The organism is Lysobacter arenosi (assembly GCF_016613475.2).
GTDB classification, from domain to species: domain Bacteria; phylum Pseudomonadota; class Gammaproteobacteria; order Xanthomonadales; family Xanthomonadaceae; genus Lysobacter_J; species Lysobacter_J arenosi.
In genome coordinates, this window is sequence record NZ_CP071517.1 from 2,577,485 (window position 1) to 2,604,250 (window position 26,766).

Here is a 26,766-nt window from a genome sequence, read left to right on the forward strand (position 1 = left end):
TGCTGGCTCCTGCATCACGCGATGCGCTAGCCCTTTGCCCCGGGGCACGGACCGCCCGCATCCATCCAGGTCTTGAATGCCAGCACGAACTGATCGTGCGGCACCGGCACCGGCGCGCGGTTGCCGCCGGGCGCCCAGCCCCACAGCACCAGCTTGTCCTCGGACACATGCTTGAACAGCGCGGCGAAGTCGCGGTCACCGTTGCGCTTGCGGTCCTTGATCATCTCGCACAGTTGCGAGGCCGGCAGTCCGATCCACGCCATCTTGTGGTCCGGCGGCGGCAGCGACCAGTGCGGCGCGCCCGGTGGTGCGTTCGGTCCGTAGCTTGCCGGCAGGTTGGCTTCGCCGTGGCAACTCGCGCACGGCAGCCCCGCTGCGCCCTTTCCATCCGGGCCGCGCACGACGTTCATCATGTGCGGTGTCTGTGCATCGAACTGCAGCGGCTGGTCGCCGGGGATGTGGCAATTGCTGCAGCGTGGATGCTGGAACACCTTCTCGATCGTAGCGAAGGCCTCCACGCCCCGGGCCTGCTGCTCCGGGCTCACCTTCTGCGTACAGGCCGTCGCCGCGAGGATCAGCGTCGACACGAACAGCGATGCGATGGCGACACGCATGGTCGGCTCCTCAGGCTGTCGCTGCGGGTGTGGCGGCCAGGCGCAACGGCAGCTCGCGCAACCGCTGCCCGGTCAGGGCGAAGACGGCATTGGCCACGGCCGGTGCGATCGGCGCGGTTCCCGGCTCGCCGGCACCGCCCATCTTCTCGCTGCTGGCGACGATGTGGGCTTCGATCTTCGGCATTTCGCTCAGCCGCAGCACCTGGTAGTCGTGGTAGTTCGACTCCTGTACGTGGCCGTCCTTCAAGGTCAGCGCGCTGTGCAGGGCGGCGCCGAGACCGAAGGCGATGCCTGATTCCATCTGCGCGCGTACGCCTTCCGGATTCACCGCCAGGCCGCAATCGATTGCGCATACGACCCGATGCACGCGGATCGCGCCGTTCTCCACCGACACCTCGGCGACCTGTGCCAGATAGCTGCCGAACGATTCGTGCACGGCGACACCGCGGCCGCGCCCCTCCGGCAGCGGCGTGCCCCAGCCGGCCTTTTCCGCGGCCAGGTTCAGCGCGGCAAGATGGCGCGGGTGGTTCTTGAGCAGCGCGCGGCGGTACTCGACCGGATCCTTGCCGGCGGCGTGGGCGAGTTCGTCGACCAGGCTTTCCATCACGAAGGCGTTGTAGCTGTGCCCAACCGAGCGCCACCACAGCACCGGGATGCCGGTGCGTGGCGAATGCAGTTCGACGCGGTGGTCGGCGATGTCCTTCAGGTAGGGCGAATCGGCGACGCCCTCGACCGAGGTCGCGTCGATGCCGTTCTTGACCATCATCGCTTCGAACGGCGTGCCGGCGAGGATCGACTGGCCGACCAGCACGTGGTGCCAGGCGATCGGCATGCCCTGCGCGTCCAGGCCGATGCGCGCCTGCTGCAGGTACATCGGGCGGTAATAGCCGCCGCGCACGTCATCCTCGCGCGTCCAGACCGTCTTCACCGGCGCGCCGGCGGCCTTGGCTACCTGCACTGCCTCGCTGACGAAGTCGGACGTAGGGGTCGCTCGCCGGCCGAAGCCGCCACCGAGGAAGGTGGTGTGGATCTGCACCTGCTCGGGCTTGAGGCCGGTGATCTTCGCCGCGACCTGCTGGTCGATGGTCTGGAACTGCGTGCCGGTCCAGATCTCGCAACCGTCGGCGTCGATCTTGACGGTGCAGTTCAGCGGTTCCATCGGCGCGTGCGCCAGGTACGGCACGTTGTACTCGGCTTCCAGCGTTTTCGCTGCCTTGGCGAACCCTCCCTTTGCGTCGCCGGCGGTGCTGGCGACGGTGCCGGCGCTCGCGGCCAGCGCGCGGAACTGTTCGCGCATGGCGGTGCTGTCGAGCGCGGCGTTCGGACCCAGGTCCCAGTCGATGCGCAATGCGTCGCGACCCAGTTTGGCCGCCCAGAAATGATCGGCCACCACGGCGACACCGGAGGGCACCTGCACCACGTTGCGCACGCCGGGAACGGCCTTGGCGGCAGTTGCGTCGAAGGATTTCACCGTGCCGCCGAACACCGGAGCGCGCGCGACCAGCGCCGTCAGCAGGCCGTCGAACTGCACGTCCATGCCGAACTGTGCACGGCCGGTGATCTTCTCCGGCGTGTCCAGGCGCTTGGTCGGATGGCCGATGATCTTCCAGTCCTTGGCGTCCTTGAGCGCCACCTGCGCCGGCACCGGCAACTGCGAAGCCGCCTGCGCCAGTTCGCCGTAACGGGCGCGCTGGTCACCGGCGATAGCCACGCCATTCTCGGTGCGGACCTGATCGACCGGCACGCCGAAGCGCTGCGCGGCCGCGGCGACCAGCAGCGCGCGGGCGGTGGCGCCGGCCTGGCGGTAGCGGTCGAATTCCGACCAGGTCGATGTCGAGCCGCCGGTCATCTGCATGCCGAAGGCGGTGTGGGCGTAGACCGGCGTCGCCGGCGCGTGCTCGACCTTCACCTTGGACCAGTCGGCATCGAGGTCCTCGGCGATCAGCATCGCCAGGCCGGTCCAGATGCCCTGGCCCATTTCCGAATGCGCGACCAGCACGGTCACGCTGTCGTCGCTGCCCACGCGCAGGAAGGCGTTCGGCGCGAAGGCCGCCACTGCACCGGCCTCGGGTTGCGCCATGGCGAAACGGCTTGCACCGGGAATGACGAAGGCCACCACCAGGCCCGCACCCGCGGCGGCACCAGCCTTCAGGAATCGGCGACGGGATGCTTGCATCGCGGCGTTCATGGGGATCTCCGTGAAGCGTTGCTTGCGCTTGCTCTCAGAGCAGCGGTCAGGCCTTGTCGATTCAGGCCTTGTCGAAGCTGGCCGCGCGATGCACCGCGGCGCGGATGCGCTGGTAGGTGCCGCAGCGGCAGAGGTTTCCCGAAAGCGCCTGGTCGATGTCGGTATCGGTGGGTGCGGGCACCTTCGCCAGCAGCGCCGCGGCCGACATGATCTGGCCGGACTGGCAGTAACCGCACTGGACCACGTCGAGTTCGGCCCAGGCGAGCTGCACGGGGTGCGAGCCGTCCTTCGACAGGCCTTCGATCGTGGTGATCTGCTTGCCCGCCACGGTCGCGACCGGAGTGACGCAGGCGCGTCGTGGCGCGCCGTCGACGTGCACGGTGCAGGCGCCGCACTGGGCGATGCCGCAGCCGAACTTGGTGCCGGTAAGGTGGAGCAGATCGCGCAGCACCCACAGCAGCGGCATGTCGGGCGGTGCTGTGACTTCGTGTTCGCTGCCGTTGACTAGCAACTTCATGGCGATTCCCTTGCGGCGGCTGGGGACTGGGCGAGCCTAGCACCGCTTGCGCTGGGGCCGCGTGCACGCGGGGCAATCACGGCACCACAGCCCGGAGAAGCCCTAGACTCGCGCCATGGACCTCTTCCTGCCCGGCGCCACGCGTGGCGTGCTCGAAGCCGCCGCCGACGCAATCGCACACGGCGAGCCGGCGGCGCTCGCGCTGGTGCTGGAAACCTCCGGGTCGACCTACGTCCATGCCGGCGCACTGGCGCTGTTCGGCAGCGACGGCCGCCAGGTCGGCTGGCTCAGCGGCGGCTGCCTGGAACCGGAGATCGCGCTGCGCGCCGAAGAAGCGGTGCGCACGCAGACGATCCAATGGCTGGAGATCGATACGCGCCACGATGAGGACCTGCTCTCCGGCTCCGCCGTGGGCTGCCGTGGCCGCCTGCGCATCGCCCTGCTTCCGCTGGCGTCGCTGGCGCCGTGGCCGGCGCTGATCACGGCGTGGCGTTCGCGACAGGGTCCGCTCGAAGTCACCCTGGAACCAGGCGGCGCCGCCAGCGCGAGTGTCGGCATGCAGCAGAGCGTTCACCGATTCGAGGTCGCCAGCGTGCCGTGGCCGGATCCGCCGCCGGCATGGACGCTCAGCATCGCGCGCCCGCCGGCCGTGCTGGTGCTGGGCGCCGGTCCGGAAACGCCACTGCTGCTGCCCATGCTGCGCCTGCTCGGCATCACCACCACGCTGGTCGAGCGGCGTCCGCGCTGGCAATCCATCGGCAGCGATGCCGATGTCGCCATCGCCCAGTCGCCGGCGCAGGTGCTGCCGGCCGCCGACGGCCAGTTCGACGCGGCGCTGGTGATGCACCACCATTTCGAACTCGATCGCGAAGCATTGGCGGCGCTGGCGGAAAGCACGATCCGGTTCGTCGGCCTGCTCGGTCCGGTGCGGCGCCGCGAAGACCTGTTCCGCGTCCTGCCTGCCACCGTTCGCGATGCGTTGCTGCCGCGCCTGCACTCGCCGGCAGGCCTCGCGATCGGCGGCACCGGTCCCGAGGCGATCGCGCTGAGCATCGCCGCGCAGTTGCAGAACCATTTGCACGGAGGCCGTGCGTGAGCGAGGCGGCGCATGCCGCGGTGGTGCTCGCTGCGGGCGGCAGCCGCCGGCTCGGACGTCCCAAGCAGTTGCTGTGCCGCGATGGCGAGACCCTGGTGCATCGCGCCGTGCGCCTGGCCGCTGCAACGCACCCGCAACGCCTGCTACTGGTGACCGGAGCCGATGCGTTGCGGATCGCCGAAGCCGGCGCCGGCTTCGATGCCGAGAGCACCGTCAACCTGGACTGGTCGCAGGGGCTGTCGAGCAGCCTGAAAAGTGCCGCATCGGCGCTGGCGGACTTTGAAGGCAAGGTGCTGGTGCTTGCCTGCGACCAGCCCGCGCTCGAGTCACATCACCTGCAGGCGCTGCTGGACGGCGCCAGTCAATCCGCCTCGGGCTGCGCGGCGACCGCGCATGGCGAAGCGGCCGGTATTCCGGCCCTGGTCACGATGGCGCTGCTGACGGAGGCTTCGGCGCGCCTCGATGGCGACCGCGGACTGGGCGCGCAACTGACGGCGCTAGGCGGAGCGGTGTGGCGGATGGATGCGCCGGAATTGCGGCTGGACATCGATTGCGAAGACGACGTCGCGGCGGCAGTGGCGTCGGGATTGCTCGATCGCTGAGCGCGGATCGGCGGGAGACGAGACCGGCGCCGAGCGGCGACCGGAAAGGATGCGGTGGCTTGCGCACACCGCATCCCGGCAGATCCGTCAGTTCAGAGCATGACGGCTTAGGCCGCTGCGTCCTTCAGCTTCTTCAGCGGACGGACCTTGACCTTGACCGAAGCCGGCTTGGCGGCAAACCAGACTTCTTCCTTGGTGAACGGGTTGATGCCCTTGCGCTTCGGCTTGGCCGCAACGCTGACGGCGGTGATCTTCAGCAGGCCCGGCAGGGTGAACGCACCAGCGCCCTTCTTGCTGACCGAGCCGTGCACGGCACCTTCCAGGGCAGCCAGGACAGCGCGCACGTCCTTGGCAGCGACGCCCGCGGCCTCGGCGATGTGCGCAACCAGGCCCGACTTGGTCAGCGCTTCCTTGATCGGCTTCGGTGCAGCCGGCTTGGCGGCGGCGGCCTTCTTCGGCGCGGCCTTCTTTGCCACTTTCTTCGTCTTCGCCATATGTGTCTCGTAATACTCGATTAGTTGATGGGTGCCCGGATTTCCCCGCTAGGCAAGCGGAATGTAGGGCAAGGCAAGTGCGCCGCCAAGTGGTAAGAGGCGAAAAAATGCGGGAAATTGCTACTTTCTTCGCCATTGGCCGCCACGGCGGCCTGGTTTGGCCGTTTGTCCGTCAGACAATCGACAGTGCAGCGGCCTCGCGCGCCAGGGTTTCGACGCGTTCCCAGTCGCCTTGCGCCAGTGCATCGGCCGGTGTCAGCCACGAACCGCCCAGGCATGCGACGTTGGGCTGGCGCAGGTATTCGGCTGCGCGTGCGGCATCGATACCGCCGGTCGGACAGAAGCGGACCTGGGCAAATGGCCCGCGCCAGGCCGCCAGCAAAGCCAATGCATTGATCGCCTGCGCGGGGAACAGCTTGAGCAGGTCGAAGCCGGCGGCCATCGCCGCCATCACCTCGCTGCCGGTGGCGACACCGGGCAGGTAGGCCATCGATTCGTCGCGCGCGGCGGCCAGCAACTGCGGCGAAGATCCAGGCGAGACCGCGAACGATGCACCGGCGCGCTGTACCTGGCGCATCTGGGCGGCATCGAGCACGGTGCCCGCACCGACCTTCATCCCCGGCACCTGCGCGGCGACCGCGGCAATCGCGTCGAGCGCCACCGGCGTGCGCAGCGTCACCTCGATGGCATCGATGCCGCCGCGCAACAGCGCCTGCGCCACCGCCACGGCTTCATCGACGCTGCCGGGGGTGTAGACCGGGATGATGCGACTGCCGCGCAGCAGCGCCTGGGCGTCAACGACGGACATGGAAGCCGGCCTGCGCGGTGAAAGCCTCGACATCTTCGCGCGAGACCAGATTGAAGTCGCCCGGCAGCGAGTGCTTCAGGCAAGCCGCGCCGAGGCCGAAATGCAGCAGTTCGGGCGGCGCCATGCCGGTGATCAGGCCATGCAGGACCCCGGCGGCGAATGCGTCGCCGGTGCCGATGCGGTCGACGATCGCCTCCAGCTCGTAGCCAGGGGCGCGATGGCGGGCGCCGTCGCGACCGCACATCACCGCCGACAGCGTGTGGTGGTCGACGCTGTGCTGGCGGCGCAACGTGCAGGCGAGCCACTGCAGGTTCCCGAAGGCGGCAAAGGCATGCGCGGCGGCCTGGGCCACCGCGTCCTCGCCTTCGGCGGCGCTGCGCTGGCCCAGTACCACTTCGATATCGCGGTGGTCGGCGAACACCAGGTCGGCCTCGGCGAAGATGCGGCGCAGGATCGCGGCGGCGTCGCCGTTCCACGCCTGCCAGAGCTTGCCGCGGAAGTTGCCGTCGAACGACACCTTGACCCCGCGCCGGCGCGCGGCCTGCGCCGCGGCGATCGTCGCCTCGGCGGTGGCGGCGCCCAGCGCCGGACTCACGCCGGACAGGTGCAGCCAGCTGGCGCCGTCGAGCAGCGCGTCCCAGTCGTAGTCGGTGGAGCGCACGAACGCCGAATCGGCGCGGTCGTACAACACTTCGCTCGGGCGATGCATCGCGCCGTGGGAGAGGAAGTACAGCCCCATCCGTCCGGGCGCTGCGCGCACATGGCGGGTGTCGACCCCATGTCGGCGCAGTTCGCCGATTGCAGCCTCACCCAGCGCGTTGTCGGCCACGGTGCTGACCACCGCCGCGTCATGGCCCAGACGTGCCAGCGACACGGCGACGTTGGCCTCGGCCCCGCCGATGTGGACTTCCAGGCCCGGTGACTGCAGCAGTCGCTCGCGCCCTGGCGCCGACAGGCGCAGCAGCAGTTCCCCAAAACACACGATCCGTTGACTCACGCCCAACTCCCGGAGGAAGGAAAGATGACCCTATAGATAGCGCCTGCCATGCCGTCCTGGCGGTTATGGCGCACCGCAGCATGCGAACCGCTGTCCCTTTTGTTAGGGTTTTGACCATCGGTGTCATTTGCAGCACCGAACACTGCCGGACACCACCGGATCACCATAGCAAGCGTCGCAAACCAGTCAACAAGCACCTTACAAGCAAGCACCTTACAAGCTGTCAGTCATTAGGGAGGGGAACCTATGCAATTTCAGCGTGCCACTAAAAAGACACCGGTTACCTTATTGGCGGCCTCGATAGGCCTGGCGCTCCAGATGGCGGCGCTCAGCGCGCTTGCCCAGGATGCGACGCCGTCCAATAGCACCGCTGCGCCGGCCGAAGCCGTCGCCAATACTGCCGCACCGCAGCGCCAGGACGCGACCGAGCTCGACACGGTCGTCGTCACCGGCTTCCGCGGCAGCCTGGAAAAGGCGCTGGACAAGAAGCGCAGCGAAGTCGGCGTGGTCGACGCCATCGTCGCTGAAGACATCGCCGACTTCCCGGACCTCAACCTCGCCGAATCGTTGCAGCGCATCCCGGGCGTGTCGATCGCGCGCGATGCCGGCGAAGGCCGCCAGATCTCGGTGCGCGGCCTCGACAGCCAGTTCACCCGCGTGCGCATCAACGGCATGGAGGCGCTGACCACCACCGGCGGCACCGACAGTTCCGGCGGCGCCAACCGCGGCCGCGGCTTCGACTTCAACGTGTTCGCCTCGGAGCTGTTCAACAGCATCACCGTGCGCAAGACCGCCTCGGCGGAGATCGAGGAAGGCGCGCTCGGCGCCACCGTCGACCTGCAGACCGCGCGTCCGTTCGACTACGACGGCTTCACCTTCGTCACCGGTGCGCAGCTGGGTTACAACGACCTGGCCGGGGATCTCGATCCGCGCGCCACGATGCTGATGAGCAACACCTGGTTCGACAACAAGTTCGGCGCCCTGCTCTCGGTGGCCTACACCAAGCGCCGCCTGGTCGAAGAAGGCCACAGCACCGTGCGCTGGGATCCGGGCAACGCCAACGGCGGCTTCGCCGGCACGCCCGCGGCCGAAAGCGCGACCGTGTTCCATCCGCGCATCCCGCGTTACGGCGTACTCGAGCACGAGCAGGAGCGACTGGGCGTGACCGCGTCGCTGCAGTTCGACCCGACCGACAAGACCTCGCTGGGCCTGGACGTGATGTACGCCGACCTCGATGCCACGCGCACCGAGAACTTCCTCAACGGCCTGTCCTTCAGCCGCGCCGGTGCGGCCGGCAAGCCGCAGACCGTGGTGGTGGAAAGCGCCATCGACGGTCGCGGCAACCTGGTGTACGGCCGCTTCAACAATGTCGACGTGCGCTCGGAAGCCCGCTACGACGAGCTGGAAACCAAGTTCACCCAGTTCAATTTCTACGCCGACCATGAACTGACCGACGACTTCAGCCTGAACTTCGAGGCCGGTCACGCCAAGTCCGAGTTCGAGAACCCGATCCAGACCACGATCACGATCGACAAGCTCAACGCGCAGGGCTACGTCTACGACTACCGTGGCGACAACCGCCTGCCGGTGATCACGAATGGTTTTGACGTCAACAACCCGGCGCAGTGGTCCTTCGTCAACGGCACCACCGCGGTCCCGGGCTCGGAAATCCGCCTGCGTCCGCAGTTCGCCGACAACACCATCGACAACGCCCAGCTCGGTTTCGCCTGGCAGCTGACGGACGCCTTCCGCCTCAAGGCCGGCGGCCAGTTCAAGGAGTACACGTTCGATACGCGCGAGGAACGTCGTGCCTCCGAGCTGATCGTGCCGGGCCTTCCGGCCGGCACCACGCTGGCTGACCTGACCAGGCAGATCGGACTGGAAGACATTTCCAACGTCGGTGATGGCACCTGGCTGATCCCGGACATCGATGCGTTCAACCGCGCCTTCAACATCTACAGCGACCAGGGCATCTTCGCGGTCAGCGACCGCGTTCCGGCCGTGCTGGGCAACAACCGCAGCGTGGTCGAGCGCGACCAGGGCTTCTTCATCCAGGCCGACTTCAACACGCAGATCGGCAGCTTGCCGCTGAGCGGCAACGTTGGTGTGCGCCAGGTCGACACCAAGCAGACCTCGACCGGCTTCTCCACGCCCGCAAGCGGCCCGGCACAGCAGATCACCGTGTCGCGCAGCTACGACGACACGCTGCCGTCGTTCAACCTGGTCGCCGACGTGACACCGGACTTCCTGATCCGCCTGGCCGCATCGAAGGTGATGGCACGTCCGGGCCTGGGCAACCTCACCCCTGGCGTCACCGTCAACGTCAGCGGCGGCAACCGCGTCGTCACCGGCGGCAATCCGATGCTGGATCCGTTCCGGGCCAAGACCGCGGACCTGAGCTTCGAGTGGTACTTCGCCGAGGAATCGCTGCTGGCGCTGGGCCTGTTCTACAAGGACATCGACACCTTCGTCCTGACCTCGCGCGAGACCCGCCCGTACTCGACCTCCGGCCTGCCGGAGAGCCTGCTGATCGGCACCGGCGCCACGGTCAACGACGACTTCCAGTTCAACGTCCCGATCAACAGCAAGGGCGGTCCGCTCAAGGGCCTGGAATTCACCTACCAGCAGCCGTTCGTGTTCCTGCCGGGCTTCTGGAGCGATTTCGGTGTGCAGCTCAACTACACCTACGTCGACTCCAAGATCCAGTACGTGACCTCGACCGGCGCGCCGTCGCTGCGCACCGACCTGACCGGTCTGTCGAAGAACGCCTACAACGCCACGCTCTACTACGAAGGCGAGAAGTTCAGCGCGCGCGTCTCGGCCGCTTACCGCGACGACTACCTGACCACGGTGCCGGGCCGCAACGGCAACGACGTGGAAGGCACGGCCGAAACACTGACCTTCGACATGTCGGCCTCGTACAAGATCAACGATCACTTCGAGCTGACGCTGGAAGGCCTGAACCTGACCGACGAGTTCCAGGACCAGTGGGTCGATTCGATCGGCGATCGCGCCTCGGTCTACCACCACACCGGTCGCCAGTACTTCCTGGGCGCCCGCTACAAGTTCTGACGTTTGCTCCAGGCCCCTCTCCCGCTCATGGGAGAGGGGCGTTTTCTTTGCCGCAGTCGCATGTCGTGTCCCACCAGCGGACGCCGTGCCGCCTCCGCTGCCGACGTCCGCTCCGTCCACACCACGAAGGAGCGGTACCGATGAGCACTCGCAAGTCCGTCCTGCTGTCCGCACTGTTGCTGGCCCTGTCCTCCCCGGGCTCGTTTGCGGCGCCGCCGCAACCACTGGAACGCCAGACCCTGCCCGCCAACGACGGTTGGGCATCGCTGCCGACCGCGGCATTGCCGTCGGGCACTACCGGTGGCTCTGCCGCCGATGCCATCCGCGTGCATGACGTCAGCGACCGCAACGCGCTGGTCGCCGCACTCTCCTTTCCCGATCCGACGCCGAAGATCATCCGCATCACCGGCATGATCGACGCCAATGTCGACGACGCCGGCAACCCGCTGACCTGCGCCGACTACGCGCGTCCGGATCCGCAGAGCGCAACGCCCTACTCGCTCGATGCGTTCCTCGCTGCTTATGACCCGGCGGTGTGGGGACGCGTCAATCCCAGCGGGCCGCTCGAGCGCGCGCGCGTGGCCTCGGCCGCGGCGCAACAGGCGCGCGTGCGCATCCGCGTGCCTGCCAACACCACCATCGTCGGCGTCGGTCGCGGTGCCGGCCTGCGCGGCGCCTGGGTCGATATCCGCCCGAGCAGCACCAGCGGCAACCAGCCGATGAACGTGATCGTGCGCAACCTCAGCTTCGTCGACACCTACGACTGCTTCCCGCAGTGGGCACCGACCGACGGCGCCGAAGGCAACTGGAACTCGCTGTACGACGCGATCTCGGTGCGCAACTCGACCCATGTCTGGATCGACCACAACGCCTTCCTCGACATCGACACCGCCGACAGCACCCAGCCCAGCTTCTTCGGCCGCCTCTACCAGGTGCACGACGGCCTGGTCGACGTGACCAACGAGTCCGACCTGGTGACGGTGTCGTGGAACCTGCTGGCCAACCACGACAAGGCGATGCTGTTCGGATCGTCCGACGGTGCCGTCGCCGATCGCGGCAAGCTGCGCGTGACGCTGCACCACAACCTGTTCCACGACCTGGGCCAGCGCGTGCCGCGCGTGCGCTACGGCCAAGTCCACGTCTACAACAACCAGTACAGCCTGACCCCCGACGGCGCCCAGACCTACGGATACAGCTGGGGCGCCGGCATCGAGGGGCAGATCTACGCCCAGAACAACCATTTCCTGATGCCCGTCGCGGTTACGCCGGACCTGTTCGTGGAACGCTTCAACGGCACCGCGTTGCAGGCACAGGGCACGTTGCTGAACGGATTCACCCGCCACAGCGAGGTCGACGTGGTCGCCGCCTTCAACGCGACCAGCGCCACGCCGCTGCAGCCGAACGTGGCATGGACGCCGACGCTGTATCGACGCATCGATCCGACCTGGTCGGTGCCGTTGACGGTGATCCTCGGGGCAGGTCCGTACAAGTAAGCCAACCGTTGGGGAGCGGAGCTTGATGCGCGACGACTTCAGAAACCTTGACGTGTGGATGCAACGGCGGCGCCTGCTGCAGGCGTCGCTGGCCGCCTCGGTGGCGACGTTCTCACCGCTTGCACCGCTGCGCGCAGCAGCCACCGCGCCACCGTTCGATGCGGCCGTCGCGCGCACGCCCCTTCCGGGCGTGCGCACGTTCGCCAGCGTCGGCGAGGCGATCGCCGCGGCCCCCGCCGACGGGCGCTCGCCGTTCCGCATCCTGGTCACGCGCGGGCGCTGGCACGAGAAGCTGGTGGTCGACCGGCCGTGGATCCATCTCGTCGGCGAGGACCGCAACGCGAGCGTTTTGAGCTTCGATGCCGCCGCGGGCATGAAGCGTCCGGATGGCGAGCCCTAGGGCACCTGGGGCTGCGCCAGCGTGACCGTGCGTGCGCCGGACTTCCGCGTGCAGCGCCTGGCGATCGAGAACTCATTCGACTACGTCGGCAACCTCGCCGCGCCCAGGTTCGAGCCGATCGGACCCAATGGCGCGCAGGCGGTGGCGCTGATGCTCGATGACGGCGCGGACCGCTGCCTGTTCGAGGATGTCGACCTGATCGGCCACCAGGACACGCTGTTCGCCGATGTCGGGCGCAGCCTGTTCCGCAACTGCCGGATCAGCGGCAGCGTCGACTTCATATTCGGTGGTGGCAATGCACTGTTCGAGGACTGCGACCTGCATTCGCGCTTCCGTCCCGGCAAGGACCGTCAGGGCTACGTGGCGGTGCCGTCGACGGCGGCCTCGCAGGTCTACGGGCTTACATTCGCTCGCTGCCGCCTGACTCGCGACCCGCAGATTCCCGACTCCAGCGTCGCGCTCGGGCGCGCCTGGCGGCCTGGGCGCACCTTCGCCGACGGCAAGTACGGCGACCCGGATGCGGTGGGCGCCGCGGTGTATCTGTCCTGCTGGATGGATGCGCATATCGACGCCAAGGGCTGGGACGCGATGGGATACACCGCGCGCGACGGCAAGCGGGTGATGCTGGAGCCGGAGCTGGCGCGTCTGTTCGAGCACGACAGCCGTGGCCCTGGCGCGCACGACTCACCGACGCGTCGCCAGCTCGATGCGCGGCAGCCGGGCCTCTACACGCGCGATCGCGTGCTCTCGGGTTGGCAGCCCGCTCTCTGACGGAAGGACTGCAATGCTGAAACTCGGCCTGGCACTGTGCCTGTCGACGCTGACCGTGATCGCCCCGGCGCGTGCGTCCGAACCGGTCACGATCCACCTCGCCGGCGATTCGACGATGGCCGAAAAGCTGCCGGAGAAGCGACCGGAGACCGGCTGGGGCGAATTCCTGGCGGCGCAGTTCAAACCGGGCACGGTGCTGGTCGACAACCGCGCGAAGAATGGCCGCAGCACGCGCACCTTCATCGAGGAAGGTCGCTGGCAGGAGCTGCTCGACGCGACCCGGCCGGGCGACGTGGTGCTGATCCAGTTCGGCCACAACGACCAGTCGGTGGAGAAGAAGGACCGCTACACGCCGCCGGCGGACTATGCGCGCAACCTTTCGCGCTTCGTCACCGATGTCCGTGAGCGCCAGGCCACGCCGGTGTTGCTGACGCCGGTAGCGCGGCGGCGCTTCGACGAGGCGGGCCACGTGCTCGACAGCCATGGGGAGTATCCGGACCTGGTGCGCGCGCTGGCGGCGCGCGAGCATGTGGCGCTGATCGACATGGAGCGGCGCAGCGCGGCGGTGTTGCAGGAAGCCGGCGCCGAGCCGTCGAAGCGGCTGTTCCTGTGGGTTGGCGTTGGCGAGAGCGCGAACTATCCCAAGGGCGTGGAAGACAACACGCACTTCTCGCCAGCCGGCGCGGAACGGATGGCGGAAGAGTTTGCGTTCGCGCTGCGGCAGTCGGGACTGCCGCTGGCGCAGTTGCTCAACTGACGGTCACTTCAACGGCGCCCGCCGCGGAAGCGCCTTCAACGGCTCCATCGTCTCCAGGTCCCAGTCGGCCGGCACGAACGCCTGCTTCGTGCCTTCCTGCTTCGGATACCCGCCGACCTGCTCCTGGCTGTCGATGATCCGACCGCGCCCTTCGATGGTGTCGGCCAGGATCCGGCGGTCGACGTCATCGCGGTCCCACGGCCTCGCGCCGGCATTGGCGATCACCGCATCCTGCACCTGCGCCGACGGCAGCACGGTCACGCCGAACGGCAGCGCCGGCGCGCGCTTGAGCGCATCGATCTTGATCGGCGTGGTCGTGTAGCGGCCCTGTTGCGGCAGCGGCGCGCCGAGACGATCGACGGCAAGGTTGTCGTCCAGGTACACGTCGACATCGCCCGAGCCGCCGACGCTGAAGAACGCCACCTCCTCGGTCGAGATGCCCGCGCGCATGACATTGCCGCGCGCGATCACCTGCCCGCGCGAGTACGGATGCCCCAGCCATTCCTCGGCAATCAGGTTGTAGTGCACGCCGCGCTGGCCCGGGTCGTAGATCAGGTTGTTGATCACCTGGCCGCGCGCGCCGCCCTTGAACAGCGGGTTGCGCTCGTAGTTGTGCGCATAGAGGTTGCCGATGATCAGCACGTCGTTGACGTGGTCGTGGATCAGCGAGCCCTTGGAATGCTCGCCCTTGGCGTGGGTCGCGTTGGCCAGGCCTTCGGCGATGATGTTGTTGCTGTAGGTGATGCGACGCGAGGCGGCATCCATCCAGTCCTTCTCGCTCTCGCCGAAAAAGCGCGTGCTCGACGCCGACAGGTTCTCGTCGGTGGCCCAGGTCAGCGAGCAGTGGTCGACGATCACGTCGCGCGCGCCGCGCACGGTGGTGATCGCATCGATGTCGCCGGACCACTTGGGCTTGTTGCCGTCACCCGGGCGCATGCGGATGTGGCGCACGACCACGTCGTGCGTGGCAATAGTCAGTCCGCCCTTGATGAAGGTGATGCCGGGCTGCGGCGCGGTCTGGCCGGCAATGGTGAGGAACGGCTCGGTGATGCGCAGTTCCTTCATGCCCAGGTCGATCACGCCGCCCACCTCGAACACGACGATGCGCGGCCCGCTCGCCGCCAGCGCCTCGGCGAAGGAGCCGGGGCCGGAGGCTTCCAGCGTGGTCACGCGGATGATCCTGCCGCCGCGGCCGCCTGGCGTATGCGCGGCCCAGCCCTGGGCGCCGGGGAAGGCCAGCGCGGCCGTTGCGGCATCTGTCCTTTGGGACACGGCCGGGGTGGGGGACGTGCGCGCCGTTTCCGCAGCCAGTCCCGGGCCGGCCATGGCCAGGGCCAGTGCGGTGACCGCCAATCCGCGCCCAAGCCCCTGAAAAACGTGCCCCTTCCCCTTGATCCCCATCCGTACCTCTCCCCGAGTCGTGATCCGAGTGTAGGTCCTGATTGTCAATGACACCGGTTTCCTATACAACTCCACCGAAGAGACATCACCAGGGGAAACCGCACCGCATGGACAGACTCGCGCCGGATGGGGACAGCGCCGACAGCGCAGCAATCGCGCAGCGGCTGGTCGCGGCACGGCGCCAGGCGGTGGCGCTGCCGGACTACCCGGGCGCACTGCCGGCGACGCTCGACCAGGGCTACGCGATCCAGGACCACGCCATCGCGCTGTGGGGACGGCCGGTGGTGGGCTGGAAGGTCGGGCGCATTCCCGCGGACTGGGAAGCGCGCCTGGGTGAGGAGCGCCTGGTTGGCCCGATCTTCGAAGGTGCGGTGCAGTCGCCCGCGGACGGTGCAGGCAGCTTTGCCGTGATCACCGGCGGCTTCGCCGCGGTCGAGGCCGAGTACGTCTTCCGCCTGCGTGCCGACGCGCCCGCCGACAAGACCGCATACAGCGAAGCCGAAGCCGCGGCGCTGGTCGATGTGCTGTTGATCGGCGTCGAGCTGGCCGGCAGCGCGCTGCCGCTGATCAACGTGCTGGGTCCGGCGATTGTCGTCTCCGACTTCGGCAACAACACCGGGCTGATCCTCGGCGCCGAAGTGCCGGACTGGCAGGCCGTGGACAGCGCGCAACTGCGCTGCGAAACCTTCATCGACGGTGCCTCGGTCGGCACCGGCGGCGCCGACTCGATTCCTGGTGGACTGCTTGCCGCGCTCGCGTTCGCGCTTTCGCGTTGCGCCAGTCGCGGTCATCCGCTCAAGGCCGGCATGCTGGTCACCACCGGCGCGGCAACGGGTATCCACGACATCCTCGCCGGGCAGGACTCGCGCATCAGCTTCGGCAGCTGGGGCGAACTGACCTGCCGCACCACCACCGCTACCGCCACCGGCGAGAACAGCATGATCGAGGGCCGCGCATGATCGAAAGACGCCGCTTCCTTGCCGGCATGGCCGCCGCCTGTGGCGCTTCGGTGCTGCCGGCCCTCGCCCTGGGCAACAACAGCGCCAGCCCTGATGTACGCATCCTCACCGCCACCGACGTCCACGTGAAGGACTACCCGACCGTTGCCGCCGTGCAGTGGATCGGCAAGCAGCTCGAACAGGAGACCGGCGGCCGCCTGCGTCTGCGCGTGTACCACTCCGGCCAGCTCGGCCGCGAGTCGGAGGCCATCGACATGGCCCGCTTCGGCGCGATCGACATCACCCGCGTTTATTCCGGAGCGCTCAACAACGCGTTTCCGCTGACCCAGGCGCTGTCGCTGCCGTATGTCTTCGACTCGGTGCCGCACCTGCGCGCCGCGCTCGATGGCAAGGTTGGCGCGGCCGTGCTGCAGGGCTTCGAGAAGCGCGACCTGGTCGGCCTGGCGATCTACGACTGCGGTGCGCGCTGCTTCTACAACGTGCGCCGCCCGATCCACACGCCGGCCGACATGCACGGCCTCAAGTTCCGCGTGCCGGCCTCGGACATCTTCATGCGGATGATCCGCCTGCTCGGCGGCAATCCGACGCCGCTGGCCTACGGCGAAGTGTTCTCGGCATTGCAGACGCACCTGATCGACGGCGCCGAGAACAACCTGCGCAGCTTCCACTCCAGCCGCCAGTTCGAGGCCGCGCACTACTGGTCGCAGACCGAGCATTCCTATTCGCCCGACGTGCTGCTGATCTCGCGCCGCAGCCTGGAGTCGCTGTCCAAGCGCGACCAGGCACTGCTGCTCGACATCTCGCGCGCGTCGGTGGCGGTGATGCGCAAGCTGTGGGACGAGTCCGAAGCCACCGCGCGCCAGGAACTGATCGCCGCCAACGTCCGCATGAACGACTGCGACCTGGGCGCGTTCCGCCAGGCCGTGGCGCCGCTGCTGGCCGACTACCACCGCGACCCGGCGATTGAAGCGCTGTACCGCGAAATCCGTTCACTGGCCTGAGGCATCACCATGGCAGAAGCTCCCATTGCAATTGCGCCGGACGTTGATGCCGAAGACTCGGGCAGCGAAGTCGAGCACGGCCCGCGCACCTGGCTCGATCGCGTTGCCAGCGTCGCCACCGGTGTCGCCGGCGTCGCCCTGGTCGGCATGGTCGCGGTGCAGGCGCTGCAGGTGTTCGCGCGCTACGTGCTCAACGATTCGCCGGGCTGGACCGAGCCGGTCGCCCTGTTGCTGCTCAACACCGCGATGAGCTTCGGCGCGGCTGCAGGCGTGCACCGCGGCTCGCACTTCGGCTTCTTCATCCTCGTCCATTGGGCACCGCCGGCAGTGCGCAAGGTGCTGCTGTCGATCACGAACCTGGTGATCGCCGGCATCGGTTTCGTGCTGGCACTGTGGGGCGGCGAGCTGCTGCTCGACGGCATCGACATCCCGATGGCGGGCGCGCCCATGCCGCAGAGCGCGGTCTACGCGCCGATGTCGATCGCCGGTGCGTTGATGGTCCTGTTTGCCCTGCAGCGCCTGGTCGCGGTCGTCACCGCGCCCGCTGCTTCGATGCGGAGTAAATGATGGAAGTCACCGTCCTGTTCGTCGTGTTCGGCGTGCTGCTCATCATTGGCGTGCCGGTGGCCTTCTCGCTTGCCTCCGCCGCGCTGGCGACGCTGCTCTACATCGGCCTGCCGCCGATCGTGATGGTGCAGCAGACCGCCGCCGGTGCCGGCTCGGCCTCGCTGATCGCCATTCCGCTCTTCATCTTCGCCGGCGAGATCATGCTGCGCGGCGGAATTTCCGAGCGCCTGATCGGCCTGGCGTCGTCGCTGGTCGGCCACCTGCGTGGCGGCCTGGGCCAAGTCAGCGTGCTGTCGTCGCTGTTCTTCGGCGGCGTGTCGGGCTCGGCCATCGCCGACGTGTCGGCCATTGGCAGCGCGATGATTCCGCAGATGGTGCGCCGCGGCTTCGACCGCGACTTCGCCGTCAACGTCACCATGACCGCGGCGATGGTCGCGTTGCTGGTGCCGCCCTCGCATAACCTGATCCTGTACTCGGCCTCGGCCGGCGGCAGCATCTCCATCGCCGACCTGTTCGCCGCGGGCATCCTGCCGGCATTGTTGATGACGGCCACGCTGATGGTGACCTGCTGGATCATCGCCCGCCGCCGCGGTTACGCCATCGAGGCGTTCCCCGGTTTCGGCGTGGTGCTGCGGCGCCTGGTCGCCGCGGCGCCGGGCCTGCTGCTGGTCGCGCTGATCTTCGTCGGAATCCGCGCCGGCATCTTCACTGCGGTGGAGAGCGCGGCGATCGCCGTGGTCTACGCCCTGCTGGTGACGGCGCTGGTCTATCGCAATCTCAACTGGCGCGATTTCCTCGAGACCGTCACCGGCGCGGCGCGCACCACCGGCATGATCCTGTTCGTGATCGCCTCGGCGGCTTCGTTCGGCTGGCTGCTCGCCTACCTGCAGGTTCCGTCGGCCGCAGTCGACGGGCTGACCAGCATAACCACCGACAAGAACCTGCTGCTGTTGCTGATGATCCTGATCCTGCTGGTGCTGGGCACCTTCATGGACCTGGCGCCGATGATCATCATCTGCACGCCGATCTTCCTGCCGCTGGCCAAGGCCATTGGCGTCGACCCGGTGCATTTCGGCGTGATCCTGATCCTCAAGGGCGGCATCAGCCTGATCTCGCCGCCGCTGGGTTCGGTGCTGTTCGTCGGTACCGCGATTGGCAAGATAAGCATCGGCGACACCCTGAAGACGATCTGGCCGTTCTGGCTGGCAGCCTTCGCGGTGCTGCTGGTGGTGACCTTCGTTCCGCAGCTGTCGCTGTGGCTGCCGGCGATGATGAAGTGAGGCAAGGGCCTGGCCTCGTCCCCGGCAACCGCCGCTGCTGTGCCCGCCCCGGCTAGAATGGGCCAACCCACGGGCTGCCCATGACCGACACCACTTCCCGACCCCGCCGCCGCGTCCGCACCACCACGGCCTCCGCCACGGCGGCGCCGTCGGATCCGGTGACGCTGGCGGGCAAGGCGACGATCAACGACATCGCCCGCCTCACCGGCGTGTCGAAGAAGACCGTGTCGCGGGTGATCAACGATTCGCCGCTGGTGCATCCGGAGACCCGCGAGAAGGTCCTGGCGCTGATGAAGCAGCTGGGCTACTCGCCCGACCCGCAGGCGCGCGGCCTGGCGTTCCGGCGCTCGTTCCTGATCGGCCTGGTCTACGACAACCCGACCGCGCAGTTCATCGTCAACATGCAGTACGGCGCACTGGATGCGTTGCGCGACTCCGGCTACGAGCTGGTCGTGCATCCGTGCGACAGCTCGAAAGAGGACTACATCGACGGCGTGCGCCGTTTCGCCCAGCAGCAGAAGCTGCATGGCGTGATCCTGATCCCGCGCGTGTCCGAGGACGAGCAGCTGGCGACGGCCTTGCGCGAAATCGGCGTGCGTTACGTGCGCATCGCCTCGATCCCGCTCGACCAGGCCAGCAACATGGTGGTCACCCACGACCGCCGCGCCGGCACGGAAGCGGCCAATTACCTGGAATCGCTGGGCCATCGCACGCTCGGCCTGATCACCGGCCCGCGCCGTTACCGTTCCACCATCGAGCGCGGCGGCGGGTTCCTTGCGGGCCTGGCCGAGCGCGGCATCGAGCTGCCGCCGGACTACATGTTCGAAGGCGGTTACACCTTCGAATCCGGTGTCGCCGGCGCCGAGTACCTGCTGGCGAAGTCGCCGCGGCCGACCGCGATCTTCGCCTGCAACGACGAAATGGCCGCTGGCGTGTACAAGGCGGCGATGCGTCGCGGCCTGTCGATCCCCGGCGACCTGTCGGTGGTCGGCTACGACGACAGTCCGCTGGCCTCGCAGCTGTGGCCGGCGCTGACCACGATCCACTCGCCGATCCGCGACCTCGGCCGCCAGGCGGCGCAGATGCTGCTGGCCAACGAGGCCGCCGCACCGGCGGTGCCGCGGACGGTGACGCCGCAGCTGGTCGTGCGCGATTCGAGCCAGCGTCCCAAGGCCTGAGCCACCCCTTTCTGCTTCCCAGATGTTTGCGCGGCCATCGATGGCGCGCTTTTGACACCGGTTACCAAAACCCCGTTATCATCGTCCCATCATCCCGCCGCGCGCCTTGCTGGCACCCGGCACACGTACTGCAATACCAGGCACGCCCGGAGGCCCGATGTTCCGCAAGACCTACCACGCCACCCACCCCGACATGATGGATGGGGCCAGCAACGACCAGCTGCGCGAGCGCTACCTGATCCAGGACCTGTTCGTCGCCGGCCAGGTCGTCCTCAACTACTCGCACAACGAGCGCTTCGTGATCGGCGGCGCCGCCCCGACCACGGCACCGGTCGCGCTGCCCGCGCAGACCGAGCCGGCCTCGGCCGCCGGCCAGCCGTTCCTGCAGCGTCGCGAACTCGGCGTGGTCAACGTCGGCGGCGGCACCGGCACGGTCACCGTCGACGGCACCGCCTACACGCTCGAGCCCAAGGACGGCCTGTACGTGCCGATGGGCAGCGACAAGGTCGAGTTCGCGTCGAATGACGCCGCCAATCCGGCCAAGTTCTATCTCGCATCGACGCCGGCGCACACGCGCTTCGAGGTCAAGCACATCTCGATCTCGCAGGCCGTGCCGCTCGAGCGCGGTTCGCTGGAGACCTCCAACGAGCGCACGATCTACCAGTACATCGTCCCGGCCACGTGCAAGTCATGCCAGCTGCTGCTCGGCCTGACCATCCTCAAGACCGGCAGCGTCTGGAACACCATGCCGCCGCACCTGCACGACCGCCGCTCGGAGGTCTATTTCTACTTCGACCTGGGCAGCGAGCGCGTCATGCACTTCATGGGCGAGCCGGCCGACATGCGCCACATCGTCATCGCCAACGACGAGGCCGTGGTGTCGCCGCCGTGGTCGATCCACATGGGCTCGGGCACGAAGAACTACTGCTTCATCTGGGCGATGGGTGGCGAGAACCTCGACTACACCGACATGAACCAGCTCGACATCTGCCAGCTGAAGTAAGGGGACGCATGGGCACGGAAATCTTCAACCTGCAGGGCAAGGTCGCCGTCGTCACCGGTGCCAACACCGGCCTGGGCCAGGGCATCGCCCTGGCGCTGGCGCAGGCCGGCGCCGACATCGCCGCGGCCGGCACGTCGGCCCCGACAGAGACGGCCGAGAAGGTGCGTGCCCTTGGCCGCCGCTTCATCGCGATCGAAGCCAACCTGTCGAGCCTGGAGCCGGTCGATCGCATCGTCGGCGAGACCCTCGACGGTCTCGGCGGCCTCGACATCCTGGTCAACAACGCCGGCATGATCCGCCGCGCCGATGCGGTCGATTTCAGCGAGCAGGACTGGGACGACGTGATGAACGTCAACCTCAAGTCGGCGTTCTTCCTTGCCCAGGCCGCCGGCCGGCACATGATCGGCCAGGGCAGCGGCAAGATCATCAACATCGCGTCGATGCTGTCGTTCCAGGGCGGCATCCGCGTGCCGTCGTATGCCGCCAGCAAGAGCGGCATCGCCGGCATCACCCGACTGCTCGCCAATGAGTGGGCCAGCAAGGGCCTGAACGTCAACGCGATCGCGCCGGGCTACATGGTCACCAACAACACCGCGCAGCTGCGTGCCGACGAGGACCGCAATGCGCAGATCCTCGGCCGCATTCCGGCCGGGCGCTGGGGTGAACCGTCGGACCTGGGCGGCGCGGCGGTGTTCCTGGCCTCGCGTGCTTCGGACTACGTCAATGGCGCGATCATCCCCGTCGACGGCGGCTGGCTGGCGCGCTGATCGAAACGGGCAGGAGGCGACGATGCGTGCACACCCTTTCATCGTGACCACGGTCGTCGCCGCCCTCGCCTGCGGCGCCGTCATCGCCGGCGAGCCGCGCCGCGACTCCTACGTCGAGCAGGCGCGCGACATCGCGGTGCAGCAGCCCGGCCCGCACGAGGGCGAGGGCACGACCACGGCCTATCCGTTCTTCGCCGACGCGGCCGACTTCGACCTGGTCTTCCGCCAGCGCGCCCTGCACCCGGGCGCGACCATCGGCGAGCACCGCAACGACAAGGACGAGATCTACTACGTCCTGTCCGGCCGCGGCGAGCTGCTGCTCGACGGCAAGCGGCGCGACGTCGGGCCCGGTGACGCTATCCTCACCCGCAACGGCAGCACGCATGCGCTGTTCCAACGCGGCAACGAGGATCTGGTGATCATCGTCGCGTACCGCAAGCAGACGAAGCCATAGCCGGCATCGCGCACGGCCTACCAGTTTGCGCGCAGTCCGAACTTGCCCTCCCAGGAGTGGCGATCGTCATCGAACCCCTGGGCATAACCGGCGTTGCCATAGAAGAAGACGTTGCGGTCGATCTCACGCGTCAGGCCCAGCTCGAGTTCCCACCAGCTGCCGCCGAGGTCGGCATGGAAGGGGACGAAACCTGCCTGTGACGAGAAGCTGGTGACGGGGTCGCCGCGGAACTCATGCCACACGCTGACCCGGCCCCAGCCGGTGCTGAACAATGGCGCGCTCGCTTCATCGTGCGACCACTCGCGCGACAGCCGCGCACTGAGACGGCCGACCAGCGAGTCGACATCATCGAAGCGGACGTCGGCCGCGAGGTCGGAGGTGTCGTTCAGATCGATCCACTGGTAGATCAGCTGGCCCTGCGGCTCGAGCACCCAGTCGTGCTTGCTGCGGAACGGGTAACCGCCCTCGATCGACGCCGCCAGCCCCAGGCCGTCGGTGCGCATGCGCTTGAAGATGCGCCCTCGCTGCGGATTGGCCGACGCTTCGTACCACGTGGCCTGCAGAACGGAGTCGACGTACCACTGCTTGCGGCCATACCGCGTCCAGTAGCCGCCCAGAGTGTAGCCGTCGATGCGCTCGTCACCGGCACTGCGACCGTCGAAATGCTCGACCTCGGCTTCGGCATAGCCCACCGCACCGTAGAGGCCTGCATGGTCGCGGTGCTCGTCGGGTTCCTCGTGACGATACAGGTCGTAGCCGATCTGAACGGCACCGGTGACGAAGTCATAGCTCGGGCCACGACCGAAGATGCCGTTGGCGGAGCCGTCGCGATCACCGTTGACGTATATCAGCCGGCCCCACATGCCATCGACCGTGCTTCGGTCCTCGTCGAGGTCGCTGCGCGCCCATAGCAGTTCCTGCTCGCCGACGCGTTCGTGCAGCGTGTCCAACAGCGCGCGGCCGTAGTTCAACGCCGTCGGTGCCAGCGCGGCATACAAGGACACCTCGGCGCGGATGTTCGGGATCGGAGGCGTCGGCGGCGTTGGTGGCGTCGGCGTAGGCGGGTCGGGCGGCGGCGGCGGCGGAGGTGGCGGCGGAGGTGGCGGAGGCGGCGGCGCCGGGCACGGCGGTGATGGCGCATTCGCTGCGGAGCAGTCGATCGTCGAGCGCAGAAACCAGTCTTCCGGTCCACTGGCATCGCGGCTGCTTCGTTGCAGCGTGTATTCGTAGGGCCCGGCGAACACAGGTGCCGCCAGCGCAAAGGCCGTCGGCGTTGTCGTCGCTCCGTTCACGGCATCGACTACGAGGATGCCGTTGGCGACCGTCACCGCGCCGGCACCACCGGCCTGTTTGATCTGCAGGTGGCTGGCACCGGAAGCGGTGCCGCCGTCGACGACGAGCAGGTCCGACGGCGAACTGTCGTCGCCGAGCACGGTGTTGAGGGCGATGGTGCCGTCGCCGCTGTAGTTGACCACCGTGAGGGTCTTGAAGGCACCGCCGACCGGCGCGGAAAAATCGATCAGGCTCGGATCGTTGACCAGGTTGGTGAGGTTGGAACTGCCGGTCATGTTCCAGGTCGCGTCGACCAGCGTGAGGTTGGCCACGCTGCCAGCGGCGGTGAACGCCGAACCGGTCATGGTCGATCGTGTTGCCGTGATGTCCGCCAGCCCGGGGGTGACGGCAAAGGGCGGCGCTGCCAGCGGCGGCGGGGCGGCGACGGGCGGATTGCCTTCGTCGTCGGGGAAGTCGCCCGGGCCGGTTTCGGGAAGGTCCGTGGCGACGGGCGGCGGAAAATCGTTGATGGTGCCAACGCGCAGCCATTGGTCCGATCCATCGACGGTGGAGTCGGTGAGTGCAATGACGCCATTGCCGGCGACGCCGACATTCGGCCCGCTGGCATTGGCCAGCGTGCTGCCGGCGAAGTCCGCGCTCGAGACAGCGCCGGGTTCGCCCAGCACGAACAGCGACATCGACAAGGCACCCGAGGCCGCCACGTCCGCGTCTGTACCGCTGATGCGACCGCCGATCGCCGATACCGCGCCATGCGCGGCCGCACCACTGGTGCGGATCGAGGTCTGGTTGATTGTCACCGACGTTGGCGCGTCCTTCGACAGCGCGCCATGCGCCGAATCGCCCTCGGTGACGACCGTGCTGCGATTGGCGACGACGACTGCCTCACCGCGCCCGGTCGGCGTCGAGCCGTAGTTGGCCAGCACCGCGCGCAGGCCTTGCGCGCCAGTGCCGTGGGTGGTGACGGCCGAATCGCCGAGGCTGACGGTGGCCGTGGCGCCAGGCAGGTCGTTGCGCGCCTGCGCGGTGGCGCCATGGGCATTGGTGCCGAAGGTCTCGATCGTCGTGTTGTTTCCGGTCAGGCTGGCGACGAACTGATCGCCTTGCTGCTCGACGATGGCGAATGCGCCGATGCCGCGCTCGCCTTCCGTGGTGATGCGCACATTGGCGATGTTGGTAGTGCCCCCGTCATCGGCCCAGGCGCCCATGGCGATGAAACCGCGGGTGTGGGCGATCGTGCCATCGGCGTTGAGTACACCACCGGGATTGCGTGCGCCCATCGCGTGCGGGTAAGCCGCCTGCGCCACCGAATTGCCACTCGTATCGATGGTGCCGCGGATCAGGGTCAAGACATTGTTGCCGTCCGACAGGGCGCCCATGGCGTTGTTGTCGCCGGTGGTGACGATGGTGAGGTCGGTACCGGTGATGGTCGAACTGCCGCCTTGCAGCGCCGCCGAGTAACCGCCGGCGGTGGTGATGGAGGTGTTGGACAGGTTGATGTCGGCGCCGGCCAGTGCGCGGATGCCAAACGACGTCTGCTGCAGGGTGCTGACCTGGCTGCCGGTCATCACCAGCGCCGAGCCGGTGCCTTCGACCTGTACTCCCGGCGCCCACGGTCCAGCGGTGACGCCGGCATTGACGATGCTGCTGTTGCTGATTCCGGCAGTGCCGCCATTCCTGATCAGCACGCCCATGGCACGCCCGGCTTCGACGCGGATGGCGGTGTCGGACACGGTCGCGGTCGATCCGGCGTCCTCGATCTGCAGGCCGTTGCCCCACAAGCCTGTCGCGGTCACCGCGCTGCCGGTGCCGCTCATGTTCAAGGTGCCGCCGGAAAGCACGCGGATGCCGGCCGACGATGCGATCGCGCTGCCGGCGCCGGTGCTGGACAGTTGGCTGCTGATCAGGCTGAGGGTGGCGCCGGCCTCTGCCCTGGCTGCATTGGCGAGCGCTCCCGAGGTGCTGGCGGTGATCTGGTTGGCATTGACCTGGCTGCCGATGCCGGTGGATACCAGCGCGTGGCTGCCGGTATTGGAAGCGACGATCTGCGCGCCTGCAGAGGTGACCTGGGTGCCGTGGCTGAGGTCGACCTTGCCCCCGTCCTGCGCCAGTACGGCGAATGCACCCCGCGACGACGTGTCGATGGCGCCTCCGGAAATCGAGACCAGGCTGCCCGGGCCGAGCGCCTGCACGCCGTAGTTGCCGGTTCCGTTGGCGCCGCCACGCACGGTCACGCGGGTGTCGCCCAATGCGATGACGCTACCGGCTTCCGCGCTGACACCGCGCAGGTTGTTGGTGGTGCCCGATGCCGGCGCCAACGATATGTCCGAGCTCGCGGACTCGATGAAGCCGCCACCGCCGGTTGCGCGCAGGCCGAACTGGCCGTTTGCCGCGGCACCGATCGACGTCGTGGCTGTCGCGCTGCGGCGAAAGAAAACAAACGCGCCCAGCTGCGAGAAGATCGCCGTTGTCCCCGCCGCGCCGAGGCGCACGTTGACCTCGTCGGCCGTGACCTGCCCCGTGGGGCCGCTGGCACTTACGCCTGCCCCGTTCGCCGTGGCGACGGTGATGGTGGTGCCGGCGGCGACGACGCACGTGGTGCCGTCGACGGCCACCGGTGTCGGGCAGGTCTGCGCATGGACAGGCGACAGCAGCGCCGAGGCGATGCCAAGGGCAAGGGGAAGTCGACGCAGGCGGGCCTTACGGCAAGCGCCCGCCAGATCGTGCCTGGACGGTTCCAACATGGCCACGCTCCTTTATGCGTGGACACCGGCTGACTGAAGCTTCCCTTGGTTGCCGGCGCCGGCGCGCCGACGGGGCGCGAGCAGGGCCGAAGTGGTATCGCAACCGCGGTGAAAGCGACGTCACCGCGCGCAGTCATGTCGCGCCAGCCCGCGAGGAAGGCCTCGCCGCCGGTCTGGCACGAAAGCGCGCGGGGCGGCCTGCGGGGCAGCCGCGCCCACAAAAGTCCGGACAGGTCCCGGAGCCGAAGTGGGCCTACCGGGCACACTGAATGCTTCAGAAAGCCTCCGGTCCGCCCTCGCTTGCAGAACGATC

Annotated in this window: 22 protein-coding genes and 1 pseudogene; 15 read left to right on the plus strand and 8 right to left on the minus strand. The window is 68.1% G+C overall.

Annotated elements, in window-relative coordinates:
• Positions 1 to 26: 26 nt before the first annotated feature.
• From HIV01_RS11990 to HIV01_RS12000, 3 genes are all read right to left on the minus strand, one after another.
• Positions 27 to 614: a hypothetical protein gene (locus HIV01_RS11990; RefSeq protein WP_200607399.1), complete on the minus strand. Its 588-nt coding sequence runs from the start codon at positions 612 to 614 to the stop codon at positions 27 to 29.
• 10 nt (positions 615 to 624) lie between these two features.
• On the minus strand, positions 625 to 2,802 hold the full coding sequence (locus tag HIV01_RS11995) for a xanthine dehydrogenase family protein molybdopterin-binding subunit (protein WP_200607401.1): 2,178 nt from the start codon (positions 2,800 to 2,802) through the stop codon (positions 625 to 627).
• A gap of 61 nt (positions 2,803 to 2,863) precedes the next feature.
• Positions 2,864 to 3,319 carry a (2Fe-2S)-binding protein gene (locus HIV01_RS12000; RefSeq protein ID WP_200607403.1) on the minus strand — a complete coding sequence of 152 codons (456 nt, stop codon included), beginning with the start codon at positions 3,317 to 3,319 and terminating at the stop codon, positions 2,864 to 2,866.
• 115 nt (positions 3,320 to 3,434) lie between these two features.
• On the opposite strand from HIV01_RS12000, the gene HIV01_RS12005 reads away from it, so the two are divergent.
• Both HIV01_RS12005 and HIV01_RS12010 read left to right on the plus strand, forming a co-directional pair.
• The gene (locus tag HIV01_RS12005) at positions 3,435 to 4,415 is read left to right on the plus strand and encodes an XdhC family protein (RefSeq protein ID WP_200607404.1); all 981 of its coding nucleotides are present in this window, start codon (positions 3,435 to 3,437) and stop codon (positions 4,413 to 4,415) included.
• A complete protein-coding gene (locus HIV01_RS12010) occupies positions 4,412 to 5,017 on the plus strand; it encodes a nucleotidyltransferase family protein (RefSeq protein ID WP_245156790.1) in 606 nt (201 codons plus the stop codon). Before HIV01_RS12005 ends, HIV01_RS12010 begins: the two co-directional genes overlap by 4 nt.
• A gap of 107 nt (positions 5,018 to 5,124) precedes the next feature.
• Here HIV01_RS12010 and HIV01_RS12015 read toward each other — a convergent pair whose 3' ends face one another.
• The 3 genes from HIV01_RS12015 to HIV01_RS12025 form a co-directional block, all read right to left on the minus strand.
• A complete protein-coding gene (locus HIV01_RS12015; RefSeq protein ID WP_158732745.1) occupies positions 5,125 to 5,511 on the minus strand; it encodes an HU family DNA-binding protein in 387 nt (128 codons plus the stop codon).
• Between the two features lie 172 nt (positions 5,512 to 5,683).
• Positions 5,684 to 6,319 (minus strand): bifunctional 4-hydroxy-2-oxoglutarate aldolase/2-dehydro-3-deoxy-phosphogluconate aldolase, encoded by a 636-nt coding sequence (gene eda, locus HIV01_RS12020; protein WP_200607406.1) that lies wholly within the window; start codon positions 6,317 to 6,319, stop codon positions 5,684 to 5,686.
• Positions 6,306 to 7,316 (minus strand): sugar kinase, encoded by a 1,011-nt coding sequence (locus tag HIV01_RS12025; protein WP_200607408.1) that lies wholly within the window; start codon positions 7,314 to 7,316, stop codon positions 6,306 to 6,308. Before HIV01_RS12025 ends, eda begins: the two co-directional genes overlap by 14 nt.
• 246 nt (positions 7,317 to 7,562) lie before the next feature.
• Between HIV01_RS12025 and HIV01_RS12030 the strand changes: the two genes are divergently transcribed.
• The 5 genes from HIV01_RS12030 (at position 7,563) to HIV01_RS12050 (ending at position 13,809) form a co-directional block, all read left to right on the plus strand.
• A complete protein-coding gene (locus HIV01_RS12030) occupies positions 7,563 to 10,388 on the plus strand; it encodes a TonB-dependent receptor (RefSeq protein WP_200607409.1) in 2,826 nt (941 codons plus the stop codon).
• A 140-nt stretch (positions 10,389 to 10,528) separates the two neighbouring features.
• Positions 10,529 to 11,881: a pectate lyase family protein gene (locus HIV01_RS12035; RefSeq protein WP_200607411.1), complete on the plus strand. Its 1,353-nt coding sequence runs from the start codon at positions 10,529 to 10,531 to the stop codon at positions 11,879 to 11,881.
• A gap of 25 nt (positions 11,882 to 11,906) precedes the next feature.
• Positions 11,907 to 12,281, plus strand: a complete 375-nt coding sequence (locus HIV01_RS12040) for a pectinesterase (RefSeq protein WP_207526946.1) — start codon at positions 11,907 to 11,909, stop codon at positions 12,279 to 12,281.
• A 21-nt stretch (positions 12,282 to 12,302) separates the two neighbouring features.
• The gene (locus tag HIV01_RS12045; RefSeq protein ID WP_207526947.1) at positions 12,303 to 13,052 is read left to right on the plus strand and encodes a pectinesterase family protein; all 750 of its coding nucleotides are present in this window, start codon (positions 12,303 to 12,305) and stop codon (positions 13,050 to 13,052) included.
• A gap of 13 nt (positions 13,053 to 13,065) precedes the next feature.
• A complete protein-coding gene (locus HIV01_RS12050; protein WP_200607414.1) occupies positions 13,066 to 13,809 on the plus strand; it encodes a rhamnogalacturonan acetylesterase in 744 nt (247 codons plus the stop codon).
• Positions 13,810 to 13,812: 3 nt separating this feature from the next.
• Here HIV01_RS12050 and HIV01_RS12055 read toward each other — a convergent pair whose 3' ends face one another.
• Entirely contained in the window at positions 13,813 to 15,081 is a 1,269-nt protein-coding gene (locus HIV01_RS12055; protein ID WP_200607416.1) for a pectate lyase family protein, read from the minus strand.
• 236 nt (positions 15,082 to 15,317) lie between these two features.
• On the opposite strand from HIV01_RS12055, the gene HIV01_RS12060 reads away from it, so the two are divergent.
• The 8 genes and pseudogenes from HIV01_RS12060 to HIV01_RS12095 form a co-directional block, all read left to right on the plus strand.
• Positions 15,318 to 16,169, plus strand: a complete 852-nt coding sequence (locus HIV01_RS12060) for a 2-keto-4-pentenoate hydratase (protein WP_200607418.1) — start codon at positions 15,318 to 15,320, stop codon at positions 16,167 to 16,169.
• Positions 16,166 to 17,170, plus strand: a complete 1,005-nt coding sequence (locus HIV01_RS12065; RefSeq protein WP_200607420.1) for a TRAP transporter substrate-binding protein — start codon at positions 16,166 to 16,168, stop codon at positions 17,168 to 17,170. Before HIV01_RS12060 ends, HIV01_RS12065 begins: the two co-directional genes overlap by 4 nt.
• 9 nt (positions 17,171 to 17,179) lie before the next feature.
• Complete coding sequence (locus HIV01_RS12070; RefSeq protein ID WP_200607422.1) at positions 17,180 to 17,737, plus strand: TRAP transporter small permease; 558 nt, start codon at positions 17,180 to 17,182, stop codon at positions 17,735 to 17,737.
• Complete coding sequence (locus HIV01_RS12075) at positions 17,737 to 19,017, plus strand: TRAP transporter large permease (protein WP_200607424.1); 1,281 nt, start codon at positions 17,737 to 17,739, stop codon at positions 19,015 to 19,017. Before HIV01_RS12070 ends, HIV01_RS12075 begins: the two co-directional genes overlap by 1 nt.
• 80 nt (positions 19,018 to 19,097) lie before the next feature.
• A complete protein-coding gene (locus HIV01_RS12080; RefSeq protein ID WP_200607426.1) occupies positions 19,098 to 20,195 on the plus strand; it encodes a LacI family DNA-binding transcriptional regulator in 1,098 nt (365 codons plus the stop codon).
• A 157-nt stretch (positions 20,196 to 20,352) separates the two neighbouring features.
• On the plus strand, positions 20,353 to 21,198 hold the full coding sequence (kduI, locus tag HIV01_RS12085) for a 5-dehydro-4-deoxy-D-glucuronate isomerase (RefSeq protein ID WP_200607428.1): 846 nt from the start codon (positions 20,353 to 20,355) through the stop codon (positions 21,196 to 21,198).
• Between the two features lie 8 nt (positions 21,199 to 21,206).
• The gene (gene kduD / locus HIV01_RS12090) at positions 21,207 to 21,965 is read left to right on the plus strand and encodes a 2-dehydro-3-deoxy-D-gluconate 5-dehydrogenase KduD (protein ID WP_200607430.1); all 759 of its coding nucleotides are present in this window, start codon (positions 21,207 to 21,209) and stop codon (positions 21,963 to 21,965) included.
• Positions 21,966 to 22,050: 85 nt separating this feature from the next.
• Positions 22,051 to 22,419: pseudogene (locus HIV01_RS12095) on the plus strand (cupin domain-containing protein); the annotation flags it as partial.
• 17 nt (positions 22,420 to 22,436) lie between these two features.
• On the opposite strand, the gene HIV01_RS12100 reads toward HIV01_RS12095, so the two are convergent.
• Positions 22,437 to 26,453, minus strand: coding sequence for an autotransporter outer membrane beta-barrel domain-containing protein (locus tag HIV01_RS12100; protein ID WP_200607433.1), 4,017 nt, complete (start codon positions 26,451 to 26,453; stop codon positions 22,437 to 22,439).
• Between the last annotated feature and the right edge of the window lie 313 nt (positions 26,454 to 26,766).